Source organism: Paracoccus solventivorans, from assembly GCF_900142875.1.
In the GTDB taxonomy this organism is placed as follows: Bacteria; Pseudomonadota; Alphaproteobacteria; order Rhodobacterales; family Rhodobacteraceae; genus Paracoccus; species Paracoccus solventivorans.
In genome coordinates, this window is the sequence record NZ_FRCK01000011.1 from 69,573 (window position 1) to 87,395 (window position 17,823).

General features: G+C 65.7%; 14 protein-coding genes. 12 read left to right on the top strand and 2 right to left on the bottom strand.

Features of this window, described 5'->3' with window-relative positions; genetic code table 11:
• Positions 1–780 (bottom strand): helix-turn-helix transcriptional regulator, encoded by a 780-nt coding sequence (locus BUB57_RS14240; RefSeq protein WP_073068192.1) that lies wholly within the window; start codon positions 778–780, stop codon positions 1–3.
• A 33-nt stretch (positions 781–813) separates the two neighbouring features.
• Here BUB57_RS14240 and BUB57_RS14245 point away from each other — a divergent pair, with 33 nt between their 5' ends.
• The 9 genes from BUB57_RS14245 (at position 814) to BUB57_RS14285 (ending at position 12,816) form a co-directional block, all read left to right on the top strand.
• The gene (locus BUB57_RS14245) at positions 814–3,021 is read left to right on the top strand and encodes a 3-hydroxyacyl-CoA dehydrogenase NAD-binding domain-containing protein (protein ID WP_159435578.1); all 2,208 of its coding nucleotides are present in this window, start codon (positions 814–816) and stop codon (positions 3,019–3,021) included.
• Positions 3,018–4,205, top strand: coding sequence for an acetyl-CoA C-acyltransferase (locus BUB57_RS14250; RefSeq protein ID WP_073068196.1), 1,188 nt, complete (start codon positions 3,018–3,020; stop codon positions 4,203–4,205). The genes BUB57_RS14245 and BUB57_RS14250 overlap by 4 nt, the downstream gene beginning before the upstream one ends.
• Before the next feature lie 87 nt (positions 4,206–4,292).
• Entirely contained in the window at positions 4,293–5,912 is a 1,620-nt protein-coding gene (locus BUB57_RS14255) for a class I adenylate-forming enzyme family protein (protein WP_073068198.1), read from the top strand.
• On the top strand, positions 5,909–7,123 hold the full coding sequence (locus tag BUB57_RS14260) for an ABC transporter substrate-binding protein (protein WP_234952095.1): 1,215 nt from the start codon (positions 5,909–5,911) through the stop codon (positions 7,121–7,123). The genes BUB57_RS14255 and BUB57_RS14260 overlap by 4 nt, the downstream gene beginning before the upstream one ends.
• A gap of 74 nt (positions 7,124–7,197) precedes the next feature.
• Complete coding sequence (locus BUB57_RS14265) at positions 7,198–8,970, top strand: acyl-CoA dehydrogenase family protein (RefSeq protein WP_073068200.1); 1,773 nt, start codon at positions 7,198–7,200, stop codon at positions 8,968–8,970.
• Positions 8,971–9,443: 473 nt separating this feature from the next.
• Positions 9,444–10,220 (top strand): ABC transporter ATP-binding protein, encoded by a 777-nt coding sequence (locus BUB57_RS14270; protein WP_073068202.1) that lies wholly within the window; start codon positions 9,444–9,446, stop codon positions 10,218–10,220.
• Entirely contained in the window at positions 10,217–10,918 is a 702-nt protein-coding gene (locus BUB57_RS14275; protein ID WP_073068204.1) for an ABC transporter ATP-binding protein, read from the top strand. Before BUB57_RS14270 ends, BUB57_RS14275 begins: the two co-directional genes overlap by 4 nt.
• Before the next feature lies 1 nt (position 10,919).
• Complete coding sequence (locus tag BUB57_RS14280; protein ID WP_073068206.1) at positions 10,920–11,807, top strand: branched-chain amino acid ABC transporter permease; 888 nt, start codon at positions 10,920–10,922, stop codon at positions 11,805–11,807.
• A 1-nt stretch (position 11,808) separates the two neighbouring features.
• Complete coding sequence (locus tag BUB57_RS14285) at positions 11,809–12,816, top strand: branched-chain amino acid ABC transporter permease (protein WP_084732174.1); 1,008 nt, start codon at positions 11,809–11,811, stop codon at positions 12,814–12,816.
• 142 nt (positions 12,817–12,958) lie between these two features.
• Here the strand turns inward: BUB57_RS14285 and BUB57_RS14290 are convergent, their stop codons facing one another.
• Positions 12,959–13,846, bottom strand: a complete 888-nt coding sequence (locus tag BUB57_RS14290; protein ID WP_073068208.1) for a LysR family transcriptional regulator — start codon at positions 13,844–13,846, stop codon at positions 12,959–12,961.
• Positions 13,847–14,037: 191 nt separating this feature from the next.
• On the opposite strand from BUB57_RS14290, the gene mmsB reads away from it, so the two are divergent.
• The 3 genes from mmsB to BUB57_RS14305 all read left to right on the top strand — a co-directional run bounded on the left by mmsB (position 14,038) and on the right by BUB57_RS14305 (position 17,764).
• Positions 14,038–14,934, top strand: coding sequence for a 3-hydroxyisobutyrate dehydrogenase (gene mmsB / locus BUB57_RS14295; protein ID WP_073068210.1), 897 nt, complete (start codon positions 14,038–14,040; stop codon positions 14,932–14,934).
• A 22-nt stretch (positions 14,935–14,956) separates the two neighbouring features.
• Complete coding sequence (locus BUB57_RS14300; RefSeq protein WP_073068212.1) at positions 14,957–16,459, top strand: CoA-acylating methylmalonate-semialdehyde dehydrogenase; 1,503 nt, start codon at positions 14,957–14,959, stop codon at positions 16,457–16,459.
• A 102-nt stretch (positions 16,460–16,561) separates the two neighbouring features.
• Positions 16,562–17,764 carry an ABC transporter substrate-binding protein gene (locus tag BUB57_RS14305; RefSeq protein ID WP_073068214.1) on the top strand — a complete coding sequence of 401 codons (1,203 nt, stop codon included), beginning with the start codon at positions 16,562–16,564 and terminating at the stop codon, positions 17,762–17,764.
• The last annotated feature ends 59 nt before the right edge of the window (positions 17,765–17,823 follow it).

Sequence of the window (17,823 nt, forward strand, 5' to 3'; positions counted from 1 at the left end):
TCAGACTGCATCCATCAGGAAGAAGATCGAAGGCTCCATGTGGGTTTTCATCTGGCGCGGCGGCAGACCGTAGGTGTGGCGGATCGAATGGCTGAAATGTGTGGAATCCGGGTAGCCCAGCTCGAGTGCGGTCTGGGTCAATGAGATCCGTTCCTTTACCAGGCGCAGATAGGACCGTGCCCGGCGCCACATGCGATAGTTGCGAAACTGGACGCCAGTCGTTTCGCGGAACAGCCGGCGAAAGCGCGAAGCGGTCAGCGAAATCTGGCGGCCGCAATAATCTGCGCCGATAAGCCCGTCCGTCTCGCGGTCCAGAAGTTCGGTGATCTGGCTGATTCTCTGATCCAGAGGGCGCTTTTCAAGCTCTCCCTCAAAGATCAGCCGGTCGAAGGACAGTCCCCGCAGGGTCTTCTCCATGGTCGCGGGGTTGCGTCCGGCATCGTGGATGAAGTCGAGAAGGTTCCCGAAGACCTCGGTCCCCGTGGCCGGGTGATTCAACTCTGACCGCAGCGCATTCAGGCTGGTGTCGGTGACGCTCTCCGGTTCGACCAGGATGGTGCAGACATGCTGGCGGCCGGAAACGATGCGATGCCGGGCATATGGCTCTACCGCGACGATCCTGCCGGTCTGCGTGCCTGCATCACGGTGCACGGTGACGTCGTGCTCCAATCCCAGATAGATCACCAGGGCACCGATCACCCGCTCATCAAGCCGCGAACCGAGCTGGCAGACGTGGCAGACCCGATCCTTTCCGAGCACGATCAGCGGCTTGACCGACATGCTTTCCCCTCCCTCCCACAGAAGCTGCGAGGCATGGTCGTCGGCCGGCTTTCGGAAAGTCAAGAGGGCCGAAAAATTGACGAACGTGGCCTCTCGACGCAAGTTTCCGCCCTTGCTGCCTGCATAGAGTGCCAAGCGAGAGGAGCACTCATGACTGCGACACGATACGTCCGCGAAGGCACGCTGGCCGTGCTGGAAATCGACAATCCCCCGGTCAACGCCCTGTCTGGCCTGGTAATTTCAGGCCTGATCGAAGGGTTCGACAAGTTCGAGAGAGATGAAGATGCAGCCGCGCTGGTGCTGCGGTGCCGCGGCCGTACATTCGTTGCGGGGGGTGACATCGCGATGTTCGATGATCCCGCGTTCTCGCCTGCCCCTTTCAACGATCTGCTGAACCGTATCTCGGCAAGTCCGCGACGCGTGGTGGCGGAATTGTTCGGGACTGTGCTTGGCGGCGGGTTGGAACTCGCGCTTGCCTGTCACTTTCGGATTGCCTGCGAGAACACCCGCTTTGCCCTGCCCGAGATCAGGCTGGGACTCATTCCCGGCTCGCACGGTACGCAGCGGTTGCCCCGACTGGTGGGGCTTGCAGAGGCGGGAAGAATGATCTCGACCGGCGAGATGATCGACACCGGGAGAGCACTGGAAATCGGGTTGATCGACCTGATTGCTGATAGCGCGGACGCGGTGGCGATCGCCACGCTTTCCCCCCGGCCAGTTGCGGCCCAGGCAGAGGGTGCCCCCGAAGTCTTGCGAAACCTGGCCGATGCGGCACAGCTGCGCATACATGAGCCGGCCTATCAGGCAATTGCGGAAACGCTTGCTGCCGCGGCCCAGCTGCCTTTCGAGAAAGCCGCGGAAGTCGAGGCTGACTGGTTCCGCCGCCTGCTTCCATCGGCTCCGGCCCGCGCGCAGCGATATCTTTTCTTTGCAGAGCGGCGGTCCGCCGAGGTTCCGGGTCTGTCGCGCGGAGCGGCGACACGTGCGGTCGAGCGGGTCGGTGTTCTTGGGGCGGGAATGATGGGCGTGGGCATCGCCCTCAGCTTTGCGCTTGCCGGGCTTCCCGTTACGCTGAGCGAGGTCGAGCAGTCGCGGATCGACGCTGCGCTTGAGCGGATCGAGGGGACCCTGGCGGGAATGGTGCGGCGGGGGCGCCTGAGCGAGCATGCTGCACAAGCCTGCCGCAACCGCATTTCCGGGGCCGTGGGGATCAAGGCTCTTTCGCAGGCCGACCTGGTGATCGAGGCGGTCTTCGAGGATATGGCGATCAAGCTCGATGTGGCGCGAGAGCTGGGCCGGACCTGCAAGCCGGGGGCGATCATCGCCACCAATACTTCGACGCTGGACGTGGATGTGATCGCCGCGGCCACCGGGCGGCCGCAAGATGTGGTGGGCACACATTTCTTTTCACCCGCGCATGTCATGCGCCTGCTCGAGGTGGTGCGGGGCCGCGAAACGGCTGCCGATGTGCTGTCGACCGTCCTTGGGATCGCGCGCCGGATCGGCAAGACCGTGGCCGTCAGCGGGGTCTGCTACGGCTTCATCGGCAACCGCATGGCCGAAGTCTACATGCGCGAAAGCGAGGCGATGCAGCTTGAAGGCGCCTCGCCCGAGCGGATCGACGGCGTGATCGAGGACCCTGCGTGGTTGGGAATGGCGATGGGACCCAGCCGCATGCTGGACATGGCCGGGGTGGACGTGGGCGCGCGGACGGTGATCGAATGGATCGCCTCGGGCGAAGGGCCGCAAGAGCCTGCCTATCGGGCGCTATGCCGGCGGATGTTCGAGACCGGCAGCCACGGGCAGAAGGCCGGGTATGGCTATTATCGCTATGAAGGGCGCAAGGCGCTGAGCAATCCCGCTCATGCGGCGCTTGCGGCAGAGCTGGCCGAATTGCACGGGGTCGTCCACCGGAACGACCTGACCGAGCGGGAAATCTTCGAGCGCCTGCTTTATCCGATGGTCAACGAGGCAGCGCATATCCTTGCAGAAGGGATTGCGGCGCGTGGCTCTGACATCGACGTAGTCTGGACTGCGGGCTACGGCTTTCCACGCTGGCGCGGCGGGCCGCTGTTCATGGCCGACGAGATCGGCCTGCCAGAGATCGTCGCGCGGCTGGACCACTATGCCGCGCGGGACGGCGATCCTCATGGATACTGGCAGGTGTCGCCGCTGCTGCGCAGCCTTGCCGCCCAAGGCGGGCGCATCAGCAGCTGGACCGGAAAAGGAGAGCGGGAATGAGAGAAGCCGTCATTGTCAGCGTGGCCCGGACCGGCATCGGAAAAGCCCATCGCGGCGCGCTGAACAACACGAAATCGCCCCGGCTTGCAGGCCATGTGCTGTCGCATGCCGTGCAGCGTGCAGGATTGGAGGGGCCCGAAATCGAGGACGTGGTTCTGGGAACGGTGCTAGCGGCCGGGACTGCGGGAATGAATCTGGGCCGCAATGCGGTTTTTGCAGCGGGCCTGCCGGTCCAAGTTTCGGCGATGACCATGGATCGGCAATGCGCCTCGGGTCTGATGGCGGTGGCGACGGCGGCCAAGCAGATCACCGGCGACGGGATGCAGATCGTTGCAGCCGGAGGCCAGGAAAACATCTCGGCCGTGCAAAGCCGGTATTTCGAATGGATTGCGGCCGAAGCCGACCCCGCAGTCACCGAAAAAGTGCCTGCCGCCTACATGCCGATGCTCAAGACCGCCGAGATCGTCGCCGAACGCTATGGCATCACGCGTGAGGCGCAAGACCAGTATGCGCTTGAATCGCAACGGCGCACTGCCCAGGCACAGGCGCAAGGGCGGTTTGACGATGAGATCGTGCCGTTTTCCACCACCATGATCGTGACAGACAGGACGACGGGGACCAGTTCGGAAAAAGCGGTGACGCTGACCCAGGACGAAGGCAACCGCCCCGAAACCACGCTTGAGACGCTATCGGCCTTGAAACCTGTCATGGATGGCGGGACGGTCACGGCGGGGAATGCCTCGCAATTGTCGGACGGGGCTGCGGCCCTGGTGCTGATGGAGGCAGGGCAGGCGGCTTTGCGGGGGCTGACGCCGCTGGGGCTTTATCGCGGCATAGCGGTTGCGGGCTGCGACCCGGACGAGATGGGCATCGGCCCGGTTTTTGCCGTCCCCAAGCTGCTGCGGCAACATGGGCTGGGCGTCGATGATATCGGGCTTTGGGAACTTAACGAGGCCTTCGCCTGTCAGGCGATCTACTGCCGCGACCGGCTGGGCATCGACCCCGAACGCTACAACGTGAATGGCGGCGGGATTTCCGTCGGCCATCCCTACGGGATGACGGGTGCCCGGCTGGTCGGCCATGCCCTGATCGAGGGGCGCCGGCGTGGCGTGAAATATGTCGTTGTCACCATGTGCGTGGGCGGCGGCATGGGTGCGGCGGGGCTGTTCGAGACATGCCTGTAAGGTTTGCCGAGCCGCGCTGCCGCTAGTTCGCGCTGCCACAGCAATATTAAAACTCATCCGCTTGCACCGGGGAGGGGAGGTCACTTCGTGCTGGACCCAGCAGTCATATGCCACGAGCTTCATTTCTCTGATCGCGTCCTGAAGTGCTTTGCCGACCGGCCCGTATCGGTCGCCGATAAGCTGGCGCAGGTTTTTGTTGCCAGGGCGCAGGCCTGCGCCATCGTCGACGGCTATCGGCGCCTGACCTATGCCGAGCTTGACCGCCACATCCATGCTGCGGCGGGGCTGTTATGGTCCAAGGGGTTGAGGGCTGGCGATCGGCTGGTGATCGTGGTTCCGAACCGGGCAGAGTTCGTGATCGCCTTTCTGGCTGCCCAGCGGATTGGGGCAATTCCGGTTCCGGTGAGTATCCGGGAGGCGGCGCCCGAAATCGGTTTCATCGTGGACGACTGCGCCGCAAGCGGCCTGGTCTATGATCCGACATACGAGACTGCGGCGCAGGCCGCGCACGAACTCGCCGGGGCGGCATGGCCGCTGCCGATTGACGGCTTGTGGCAGGGCGGTCCCGACGTCCCCTTTGATCAGCCGGCCTGCCGCGATCAGGATGCGGCAATCTGCATTCTTTATACCTCGGGCACCACCGGCAAACCCAAGGGGGCGCTGCTCAGCGATCTCGGGGTGCTGCATTCCATGCTGCATTACGAGCTTCATCTGGGCATTTCGCCCTCGGACAGCTCGCTGCTGGTCGTGCCGGCCACTCATATCACCGGGCTGATCGGGCTGGTGATGGCGACGCTTGGTGCCGGGGCAAAGCTGGTCATGGTGGAGCGGTTCAGCACTTCGGACTTTGTGCGCACGGCTGCTGCCGAAGGCATGAGCTTCACCATCATGGTGCCGGCCATGTACAATCTGATCCTGCTTCGAGAGGATCTTTCCCAGCATGACCTGTCCCGCTGGCGGGTGGGTGCCTACGGCGGCTCTGTCATGCCCGTGGAAACCATTGCCGCGCTTTCCTGCCTTTTGCCGGGGCTGAATCTCGTCAATGCGTATGGTGCGACCGAGACGACATCGCCCACCAGCTTTGTCCCGCTTGGCACCAAGGATCCCGCGCATTTCGACACCATCGGCCAGCCCGTCGCCTGTGCCGAGGTTCTTGTCATGGATGAAAACGGCTGCGAGTGTCCCGCAGGGACGCATGGCGAGCTGTGGATTCGCGGCCCGATGGTCATTCCCGGATACTGGAACCGTCCCGAAGCCAATGCGCTCGACTTTGTTTGTGGATTCTGGCGGTCCGGCGACATCGGAGAGATGACCGCGGACGGCTATCTGCGCATTCACGATCGCAAGAAGGATCTCGTCAATCGCGGCGGCTACAAGATCTTCAGTGCCGAGGTCGAGAATGTCCTGCTGATGCACGAGCACGTGGTCGAGGCGGCGGTCATCGGCCGCCCGGACCCAGTGCTGGGCGAGCGCGTGCACGCCTTTGTTTCGCTGGATGACAGCACGGTAACGGAACGGGTTCTGAAGCAGCTCTGCGCCCAGGAACTTGCCGATTACAAGGTTCCCGAAAGCTTCACCCTGCTGGCGACGCCGCTGCCCAGGAATGCCAACGGCAAGGTCCTGAAGGGCGAATTGCGACAAATGCTGACCGCGGGACCGGAGGAGGATGACCGGGCCCAAAGTGGAAAACGAGGAGGAAAAGCATGAATAAGCACAAAATGACCAGCTCGCTGGCGGTAATGGCGGCGCTGGCTTCGTGGGGCGCGGCTCCGGCATTTGCGCAGGATGACAAGATCGTCATCGGGGTGCTGGGCGATCACAGCTCTGCTTATGCGGATGTCAGCGGGCCGAATCTGGTCGAGGCCGTGAAAATGGCCGTCGAAGAGGCGGGGGGTGAGGTTGCGGGACGTCCCGTCGAGGTGATCTGGGCCGACAGCCAGCTCAAGCCTGATGTGGCGGCGACGATTGCGCGCCAATGGATCGAAAGGGATGGCGTTGACGTGATTGTCGACCTGCCTTCAACCGCCATCGCCCTTGCCGCGGGTGACGTGGCGCAGCAGCACGACAAGGTGGCGTTGCTGACGTCGCCGGCCGGATCGAACCTGACCAACCAGGATTGCCGTTCGAACTCGATCCACTGGACGTACGATACTTACGCGATCGCAAATTCGATCGGCCGGGCTTTGGCCGAAAGCGGCAAGAAGAACTGGTTCTTCATCTCGGCGGATTATTCTTTCGGTGCCCAGCTTGAGGGGGATGCAACCGCCGCCATCGAGGCGGCGGGGGGAAAAGTTGTCGGGTCGGCGCGGGTGCCGCTGAACACGGTCGATTTCTCGTCGTTCCTGCTGCAGGCGCAGGCATCCGGGGCCGATATCGTCGCGCTGGCGAATGCCGGGAACGATACGGTCAATGCCATCAAGCAGGCCAATGAATTCGGCTTGGCACAGACTGGCCAGCAGGTTGCGGCCATGGTGCTGCTGGATAACGACATCAACTCGGTTGGGCTCGATCTGGCGCAAGGGACGCTCTATTCGACGGCCTTCGCATGGATGCTCAACGACAAGAGCCGTGCCTTTGCCGAAGCATTCCGGGAACGCACTGGCATCAATCCCAACATGAACATGGCGGGCAGCTATTCGGCAGTGAAGCATTACCTTGCCGCGGTCGAGGCCGTGGGCACGGATGAGGCCGGGCCCGTGCTTGCGGCGATGCGCGAGATGCCTGTGGATGATGCCTTTGCCCCCAATGGAAAGGTGCGCGCGGACGGGCGGATGGTGCATGACATGTACCTGATGCGCGTCAAGGCACCGGGCGATTCCGAGGGCCCATGGGACATTGCGACGCTGGAGGAAACCATCCCCGGTGACACGGCATTCCGCAGCCTTGCGGACAGCCAATGTCCTCTGGTGACCGACTAAGCCAGCCGCAATGGGCGCTGCCCTGTCACGGGGCAGCGGCTCTGCCTGCAATTCTTCAAGGAAAGATTTCGGCGATGACCAAGGCATTGCGCCGCGAGATCGATTTCATGCTTTACGACTGGCTTGGTGTCGAGCGCCTGTCGGAATTGCCGGATTTCGAGGGCCAGGACCGCAGCGATTGGGACGCTTTCCTCGATCTCTCCGGAGAGATCGCCTGGAATGAATTGCTGCCCTGCTACAAGGCCGCCGACCGCGAAGAGCCATGGCTCGACGATGGGCAGGTCCGGGTCCAGCCGCAGCTTGCCCAGGCGCTGCGGGTTTATCTTGACGCGGGGCTGCATCAGGCCACTGCCCGGCCGGACGTGGGTGGAATGGGGCTGCCCTTCACGATCGCAACGGCGGCCACGGCCGAGGTGATGGCGGCGAACGTGGCCGGTTCGGGCTTCATCATGCTTTCAGTCGCGAATACCAGGTTGCTGACCGATCACGGTACGCCGGCGCAGATCGCCGCTTTTGCCCGGCCGCAACTGGAAGGGAATGCACTGGGAACCATGTGCCTTTCCGAGCCCGATACCGGGTCATCCTTGGGCGACGTGACCACCCGCGCCTATCCAGAGGATGATGACGAGCTGGGCCCACGCTACCGGCTGTCCGGGCGCAAGATGTGGATTTCCGGGGGGGATCAGGATGTCACCGGCAATGTAATCCATCTGGTCCTTGCCAAGGTCGTGCAGCCGGACGGCAGCGTGATCCCGGGCGCCAAGGGCACCACGCTGTTCATCGTGCCCAAGCTTCTGCCCGGGGGCGAACGGAACGATCTTTTCGTGGCCGGGCTGAACCACAAGATGGGCTACCGCGGCACGCCCAATTGCCTGCTGAACTTTGGCGAGAATGGCGGGGCAACCGCCTGGCGACTTGGGGCTGAAGGGGACGGGCTGCGCATCATGTTCGACATGATGAATGAAGCTCGCGTCAATGTGGGGCTTAGCGGCGCGGCCATGGCGTATCGCGGTTTCGATCTGGCCCGGCAATATGCCCAAGAGCGGGTGCAGGGGCGCTCGGTGCTGGACCGGGCAGCGGAACGGCCGGTCCCGATCATTCGCCACCCGGACGTGCGACGGATGTTGCTGGTGCAAAAGGCCATCGCAGAAGGGGCGCTGGCGCTTTGCCTGAAAGGGGCGTTTCTCAAGGATGCCGTCAGCCACGCGCCGGAGGAAGCCGAGCGGCGCCGGATGCATGACCTGCTGTCGCTGCTGACCCCTGTCATCAAAAGCTGGCCTTCGGAACAGGGGCTGGTTGCATTGCATCATGCGATCCAGGTCCATGGCGGTTATGGCTATACCCGCGATTTCGACGTCGAGCAGCTTTACCGTGACAGCCGGCTCAACCCCATCCACGAGGGCACGACCGGCATACAGGCCATTGATCTGCTGGGCCGGAAAATCCTGTCCGAAAAGGGGGAAAGCCTGACGGCCTTGCTGGAGTTGATCCGGCACGAGACCCGGACGGGGCAGGGGATGGAGGGTGAGGCCGCGACACTATTGGAGCTCTGCGACTGGTTCGAGGAAGTTGCGGCCTTTCTGCTGAGGGGTGGGTCCAAGGGACTTGCCCTGGCCAATGCCACTGGATTCCTGGAGGGAGTCGGCCACTTTGTTGTCGCATGGATATGGCTTGCACTTGCCCGTGCGGCAGATGCACACCCCGATCCGGAGTTTGCGGAGGAGAAACGCTGGACCTGCCGGTACTTCTACGCTGCCGAGGTGCCTCGGATCAGGTCCATGATGGCGCTTCTGGTTTCGGCCCCGCGTCTGGTGGCAGAGCTTCCCGATCATGTGGTTTCACCTTGAAAGGAGCCCTGCCATTACGGTGAGCGTGGCGCGGGCTGGCGGGCGGGAACGGCCGCGGGCATCGGGGAGCCCTTCCCCCGACTCTTGCGCATTTTTGCACAGGAAGCCTGCGCGCCATAGCATCTACACCCCGCCGCTCTTGTGTGGTATCGCGCCTGTCACGTTGCTGCGTGGAGGCGGGCGGCGCGTCGGCGGATGCGCTCCCGCGTGCCCGAGGAAGCGGCCCCGGCACGGGGCGGGAGGATGATGGACATCACCGTGGCTGCCAGGACGGTCATGGCCTTGCGGCGGCCCCGGGGGACCGGGCAGCCGCGGCCGCGCCGGCTGGCACGCGCCCGGTATCGGCATCAGGACAGAGGAGACGCGGGTGGATCGAGGACAGGACAGAAGCCGGCGGATCACAGCCCGCCCCTTGTCCCGGGCGGCTGCCGGCGTCGTCATCGCAGAATGGGATGTAGGAATGCGGATCAAAGATGACTAGAGCTGCCGAAACAGCGCCCGAGCCGCAGGTGGTGCTGAGCGCCCGCGGCCTCGGCAAGGATTTTTCGGGCTTCACCGCGGTCAACAACGTGAATCTCGACATCCACCACGCCCGCATCCATGCGCTGATCGGGCCGAACGGGGCGGGCAAGACCACGGTCTTCAACCTGCTGACCAAGTTCCTGCCGCCGACCCGCGGCCGGATCACCCTGCTGGGCACCGACATCACCGCGATGAAACCCGACGCGGTGGCGCGGATGGGGCTGGTGCGCTCGTTCCAGATCTCGGCGGTGTTCCCGCATCTGACGGTGCTGGAAAACCTGCGCGTCGCGCTGCAACGCCCGGCCGGGCTGGCCACGCAGTTCTGGCGGCCGCTGTCGTCGCTGCGGCGGCTGGACGGGCGCGCGGACGAGCTGATCGAGGGGCTGGGGCTGACGCCCTGGCGCGACATCCGCGCCGCCGATCTCAGCTATGGCCGCAAGCGGGTGCTGGAAATCGCCACCACGCTGGCGCTGGACCCCAAGGTGCTGCTGCTGGACGAGCCGATGGCCGGCATGGGCCACGAGGACGTGCACACCGTGGCCGAGATCATCCGCGATGTCGCCCGCGACCGGGCGGTGCTAATGGTGGAACACAACCTGTCGGTGGTGGCCGACATCTGCCACCGCGTGACCGTGCTGCAGCGGGGCGAGATCCTGGCCGAGGGCGATTACGCCACCGTTGCCGCCGACCCGCGGGTGCGGACGGCCTATATGGGGAGCGAGGCATGAGCGCGCTTCTGAACGTTTCGGACCTGAACGCCTGGTATGGCGAAAGCCATATCCTGCACGGCGTGAACATGCATGTGACCGAGGGCGAGACCGTCTGCATCCTGGGCCGCAACGGCATGGGCAAGACCACCACCCTGCGCTCGATCATGGGGCTGGTGCGCAAGCGCACCGGAGCGATCACCTTTGCCGGGCAGGATGTGATGGCGATGCCCCTGCACCGCACCGCGCGGGCGGGGCTGGGCTTCGTGCCCGAAGAACGCGGCATCTTCGCTTCGCTCTCGGTGGACGAGAACCTGATGCTGCCGCCGGTGGTGGCGCCGGGCGGCATGACGCTGGACGAGATCTTCCAGCTGTTCCCCAACCTGCTGGAACGGCGCAACAGCCCGGGCACCAAGCTGTCGGGCGGCGAGCAGCAGATGCTGGCGATGGCGCGCATCCTGCGCACCGGCGCGCGCTGCCTGCTGCTGGACGAGCCGACCGAGGGGCTGGCCCCGGTCATCATCGACGCCATCGGCGCGGTGCTGCGCGAGCTCAAGTCGCGCGGGATGACGGTGGTGCTGGTGGAACAGAACTTCCGCTTTGCGTCCAAGGTCGCCGATAGGTTCTACGTCATGGACCACGGCGTGATGACGCATGAATTCCCGGTGGGCGAGCTGGATGCCCGCATGGGCATGCTGCAAGAAACTTTGGGGGTCTGAGATGACGATGATCTTCGGAATCCCGCTGCAGGCATTCCTGGGCCAGCTGCTGGTCGGGTTGATCAACGGCTCGTTCTACGCGCTTCTGTCGCTGGGGCTGGCGGTGATCTTCGGCCTGCTGCGGGTCATCAACTTCGCCCACGGGGCGCAGTACATGCTGGGCGCCTTCGTCGCCTTCCTGGCGCTGAAATTCCTGGGCGTCCCCTATTGGGGGGCGCTGGTGGTGGCGCCGCTGGTTGTGGGCGCCGTGGGTGCGCTGATCGAGCGGACGCTGCTGTCGCGGCTCTACGACCTCGACCATCTCTACGGGATGCTGTTCACCTTTGGCCTTGCGCTGGCGATCGAGGGCAGCTTCCGCTGGTATTTCGGCGCCTCGGGGCAGCCCTATGCGACGCCCAAGGCGCTGACCGGGGTGTTCAACCTGGGCTTCATGGTGCTGCCGATCTATCGGGCCTGGGTGATCGTGGCTTCGCTGGTCGTCTGCCTGGCGGTCTGGGCGCTGATCGAAAAGACCCGGCTGGGCGCCACCCTGCGCGCGGCCACCGAAAACCCGTCGCTGGTGCAGAGCTTCGGCATCAACGTGCCGATGCTGCTGACGCTGACCTATGCGCTTGGCGCGGGGCTGGCGGCGCTGGCCGGCGTGCTCGCGGCGCCGATCTACCAGGTGTCGCCGCTGATGGGTTCGAACATCATCATCGTGGTGTTCGCGGTGGTCGTGGTCGGCGGCATGGGCTCGATCATGGGCGCCATCGTCACCGGCTATCTGCTGGGCATCGCCGAGGGGCTGACCAAGGTGTTCTACCCCGAGGCATCCAACATCGTGATCTTCGTCATCATGGCGATCGTGCTGATCCTGCGCCCCGCAGGTCTGTTCGGGAAGGAGGGCTGAGATGGCCAGAACCTCGGAACTGCCGCCGGCCACCGAGCCCGCGCCGAGCGCGGCCCCGGTGATGAGCCGCACCCTGCAGCTGGCGCTGCTGCTGGGGGCGGCGGTGCTGCTGATCGCGGCGCCCTTCGTGATGTACCCGGTCTTTATCATGAAGATCCTGTGCTTTGCGCTGTTCGCCGCGGCCTTCAACCTGCTGCTGGGCTATACGGGGCTGCTGTCCTTCGGCCATGCCGCCTTCTTCGGGGGCGCGGCCTATTTCACCGCCCATGCGGCCAAGGTCTGGGGCTGGTCCCCGGAACTGGCGCTGCTGGTGGGCGTGGCCGGCGGCGCGGCGCTGGGGCTGCTGATGGGCGCCATCGCCATCCGCCGCCAGGGCATTTATTTCGCCATGGTCACGCTGGCGCTGTCGCAGATGTTCTTCTTTGCCTGCCTGCAGATGCCCTTCACCCATGGCGAGGACGGCATCCAGTCGGTGCCGCGCGGGCGGCTGTTCGGCGTGCTCGATCTCAACGACATGACCACCATGTATTTCTTTGTGCTGGCGGTGTTCGTGATCGGGCTGCTGATCATCTGGCGCTTCGTGAACTCGCCCTTCGGAATGATCCTCAAGGCGATCCGGGAAAACGAGGCGCGGGCGACCTCGCTGGGCTATGCGACCGCGCAGTACAAGCTGGGCGCCTTCGTGATGTCGGCGACGCTGGCCGGGCTGGCCGGCGGGCTGAAAGCGCTGGTCATGCAGTTCGCCACCCTGACCGACGTGGCCTGGCAGATGTCGGGCGAGGTGGTGCTGATGACCCTGATCGGCGGCATCGGCACCATGGTCGGGCCACTGGTCGGCGCGGGCATCGTGGTGGGGCTGCAGAACCAGCTGGCGACCTCGGCATTTCCGGTCACCATCATCACCGGGCTGGTGTTCATGGTCTGCGTCATGCTGTTCCGCCGCGGCCTGATCGGCGAATTCGCCCATTCCCGCTTTGGCCGCGCGCTGGGGCTGCGCCCGCCGGGCTGAGCCTGCGGCCGCACCATCGACCGACAGCCGCCGCGGGGAAATCCGCGGCGGTTTCGCTTTCGGCGCGGCCGCAGCGTGGGCCAGCCCACGCGCGCCCGGAATATTTGGGGCAAGATGAAAGAGCGCACGCGGCGGCGGGCGCTTATTTGCGGATCAGCACCGGGCGCTGTTCACGCATCAGGGCCACGATCGCCTCGGACACCGCACGGATCCGGCTGAGCTTGCGCAGCGTCGTGGGCACGATGATCCAGAAGCTGCGGAAGAACCCGATCTCGTGCAGCACCTGCACCAGCTTGTCGTCCTCGCCCACCAGGAAATCGGGCAGCACCGCAATGCCGGCGCCGGATTTCACCATCTCGGCCTGCGCGGCGATGCTGGTGCTGCGCAGCGACACCGCGCCATGCACCCCGAACTGCGGCACCATCGGCAGGTCGCGCGCCGGGCTGTGCTCGCCCACATAGCTGATCATGCGGTGCGATTCGAGGTCCTCGAGCCGGGTGACCGGCCCCGCCTTGGCCAGGTAGCCGGGCGAGGCGTAGAAATGCAGCGAATAATCGGTCAGCCGCATGATCGTGTAGGGGCCGCGTTCGGGGCGGTCGATGGTGATCACGATGTCGGCTTCGTTCTTGGCCAGCAGGATCGGCCGCGGCTGCACGATCAGGTCGATGTGCAGCGCCGGATAGCGGTCGCTGAGCGCGGCCAGCAGCGGCGCGATCACCCTGGACCCGAACGCCTCGGTGCAGCCGATGCGGACCGTGCCCGACAGGGTGGCGGGGCTTTCGGGCAGCTGCTCGCCGATGCGCATGAACGCCGCCTCGACCCGCTGCGCCTCGGTCCACAGCGTCTGGCCGCGGGCGGTCAGCGCATAGCCCTGCGAACTGCGGCTGAACACCGGCTCTCCGATGCGCTGTTCCAGCCGCTGCAACCGGCGCGAGATGGTGGTGTGGGTCACCCCCAGCCGGTGGGCGGCGCCGCTGAGGGTGCCGGCGCGCACCAGCTCGACGAAGTAACGCAGGTCGTCCCAGTCCATCGCGCGCCCCCTCGTGTGCATTTGCGCACAGCCTACCTGCACGTTTCCCGTCTACCACGGGGCGGGCGGGATGTTAACTTGGGCGAAACGACACAGGAGGCCGCGAGAGTCGCGGCCGGGACGGCCCGAAGGATGGAGGGGCCCCCGGCAATCCGCGCCGCGGCCGTCGGATCACCTGCCAGGGAGAGCGCATGGCCGTCGTCGGGTTTATCGGTCTGGGGACCATGGGGGCGCCGATGGCGCGCAACCTGCTGAAGGCGGGGCACGCGCTGCGCGTCTTCGACGTCAGCGCCGAGGCCCGCGCGGCGCTGACCGAGGCCGGGGCGGTCGCCGCCGACACCGCGCTTGCGGCCGCCGAGGGCGCCGATTTCGTCATCACCATGCTGCCCAACGACGCCATCGTCTCGGCCGTGCATCTGGGTCCCGAGGGGCTGATCGAGATGCTGGCGGCGCGGCCGCTGCTGATCGACTGCTCGACCATCAGCCCCGACACCAGCCGCGCGCTGTCCCGTGCAGCCGCGGCCAAGGGTTTCGCGATGATCGACGCGCCGGTGTCGGGCGGCCCCGGTGGCGCGACTGACGCCACGCTGTCCTTCATGGTCGGCGGCAGCGAGGCCGATTTCGCCCGCGCCGAGCCGATCCTGCAGGCGATGGGGCGGATGATCGTCCATGCCGGCGACAGCGGCGCCGGGCAGGTGGCCAAGCTGTGCAACAACATGACCGCCGCGGTGGTGATGGCGGCGACGGCCGAGGCGCTGGCGCTGGGCATCTCGCAGGGGCTCGACCCGGCGAAACTGTCCGGGATCATGGCCAACAGCTCGGCCGCCAGCTTCGTGCTGGACCGCTGGAACCCCTGGCCGGGGGTGATGCCCGAGGCCCCGGCAAGCCGCGGCTATACCGGCGGCTTCCAGCTGGGGCTGATGCTCAAGGACCTGAACCTCGCTATCGCCAATGCCCGCGACGCCGGCGCCTCGGTGCCCTTCGGCGCGCTGGCCCAAAGCCTGTACATGCTGCAGAACCGCCGCAGCCCCGACGCGGGCCGGGCGGATTTTTCCAGCATCCAGACGATTTTCACCCGGCCCTGCTGAGAGCCGCAACGGAGGAGACACCATGGAAAGCGCCATGCAATATATCGGCGGAGCCTTCGAGCCCGGCTTCGGCCAGCGCACCGGCCCCGTCTACAACCCCGCCACCGGCGACGTGGCCTATCAGCTGCATTACGCCGACCGCGCCACGCTGGACCGCCTGTGCGAGATCGCCGGCCCGGCCGGGCGCGAATGGGGCAACCAGTCCCACGCCCGCCGCATCCAGGTCATCTTCAAGATGCGCGAGCTGGTGATCCGCGACACCGAGATCCTGGCCGAGCTGATCGGCCGCGAGAACGGCAAGACCCTGGACGACGCCAAGGGCGAGATCGGCCGCGGGCTGGAGGCGCTGGAGTTCGCCGCCGCCGAGCCGCATGTCACCAAGGGCGAGTTCACCCGCAACGTCGGCGGCAACATCGACATGTTCTCGTTCCGCCAGCCGGTCGGGATCGTCGCCTGCATCTCGCCCTTCAACTTCCCGGTGATGGTGCCGCTGGCGATGACCGCGATGGCGGTCGCCACCGGCAACGCGGTGATCCTGAAGCCCTCGGAACGGGTGCCGGGCGCAGCCGCGCATCTGAGCAAGCTCTGGGCCGAGGCCGGCCTGCCCGCCGGCGTGTGGAACGTGGTGAACGGCGATGCCGAGATCGTGGATGCGATCCTGGAACACCCGGCGATCGCGGCGATCAGCTTTGTCGGCTCGACCCGGGTCGGCGAATACGTCTATCAGAAAGGCACCTCGCACAACAAGCGCGTGGCCTCGTTCACCGGCGGCAAGAACCACATGATCGTGCTGCCGGACGCCGATCTAGACCAGGCGGCCTCGGCCTTTGTCAGCGCCGGTTTTGGCGCGGCCGGGCAGCGCTGCATGGCGATTTCGGTCTGCGTGGTGGTGGGCGAGGAAACCGCCGACAAGCTGCGCGAGCGCATCGTCGCCCAGACCGCCAAGCTGCGGGTCGGCCCCTATGACATGAAGGGCGCGGATTACGGCCCGGTGGTCACCGCCGCCGCGCAGAAGACCGTCAACGACGCGATCGAGCGCGCCGTGACCGAGGGCGGCGAGCTGGTCGTCGACGGCCGCGACCTGCAGGTCGAAGGCCACGAGGCCGGGTTCTTCTGCGGCCCGTCGCTGGTCGACCGCGTGACCATGGACATGCAGCTGTGGCAGGAAGAGATCTTCGGCCCGGTCCGCGCCATCATGCGCGCGCAGGACCTGGACGAGGCGATCGCCATCGTCAACGCCCATGAATACGGCAACGGCGCCGCGATCTTCACCCGCAGCGGCTACGCGTCGCAGCGCTTTGCCAACGAAGTCGAGGCAGGGATGCTGGGGGTCAACGTTCCGATCCCGATCCCGGTCGGCTATCACAACTTCGGCGGCCTGCGCCGCTCGAAGTTCGGCGAGGCACATATGTTCGGTCCCGATGCGGCGCGGTTCTATACCAAGATGAAGACGGTCTCGCATCGCTGGCCGGAACCGGAATCGGTGGACGAAGGTCTGTCGATGTCCTTCCCCAGCAACAGCTGATCCGATATTGCCGGCGCCGCCGTTACGGCCGATGCGGCGCCGGCAGTTCCGCCCCAAGCCGGGGCAGGGGTTTTTCCGGCCACCAACGGGAGGTATTTGTAAATGAAGACGACGGTGAGTTTCGCAGCGGTGCTGCTGGCGACGACTGCCCTGGCCCAGGCCGAGATTTCGGATGGCGTCGTGCGCATCGGGGTGCTGACCGACATGTCCGGCCCCTATTCCGACTTCAGCGGCCCCACCTCGGTCGAGGCGGCGCGGCTGGCGGTCGAGGAGTTCAACGGCGGCACCAACGGCCTCAAGGTCGAGATCATCGCCACCGACCACCAGAACAAGGCCGACATCGCGGCCTCGACCGCGCGGCAGTGGTTCGACACCCAGGGCGTCGACGCGATCGCCGACATGACCAACTCGGCCGCCGCCATCGCGGTGACCACCATGGCCAAGGACCTGGGCAAGGTCACGCTGATGACCGGCCCGGCGACTACCGAGCTGACCAACGCCGCCTGTTCCCCCACCGGCTTCCACTGGGGCTGGGACACCTATTCGCAGTCCGTGGGCACCGCCTCGGCGCTGGTCGGGCAGGGGCTGAAGGACTGGTTCCTGATCACCGCCGACTATGCCTTTGGGCACCAGATGGCGGCCAGCCTGTCCGATACCGTCAAGGCCAACGGCGGCAACATCATCGGCGATGTGCGCCACCCGCTGAACACCATGGATTTCTCGTCCTTCCTGCTGCAGGCGCAGGCCTCGGGCGCGCAGGTGGTGGGGCTGGCGAACGGCGGCACCGACACGGTGAACGCGGTCAAGGGCGCGGCCGAGTTCGGCATCGCCCAGGCAGGCCAGACCATCGCCGCGCTGAACATCGTGATCAGCGACGTGCACGCCATGGGGCTGGAAACCGCGCAGGGGCTGACCGGCACCACCTCGTTCTATCATGACCGCGACGACGCCAGCCGCGAATTCGCGCAGCGCTTCATGGAGCGGACCGGCCGGATGCCGGGGATGATCCAGGCGGGGACCTATTCCTCAGTGCTGCACTACCTGCGGGCGGTGGATGCGCTGAACAGCGACGTGGGCACCGATGTCGCCGCCAAGATGCGCGAGACCCCGGTCCACGACGCCTTCGCGCCGAACGGCCGCATCCGCGAGGATGGCCGCATGGTCACCGACATGTATCTGTTCCAGGTCAAGACCCCGGCGGAATCCTCGGGCGAGTGGGATTACTTCAAGATCCTGGCCACCATCCCCGCGGAAGAGACCGCGACCCCGCTGGAGCAGTCGACCTGCTATCTGGTCAACGGCTAAGCCGCCGGGGCGAGCTCGCCCCTTCGGATGACAGGCAGGCCGGCCGGGCGTTTCGCGTG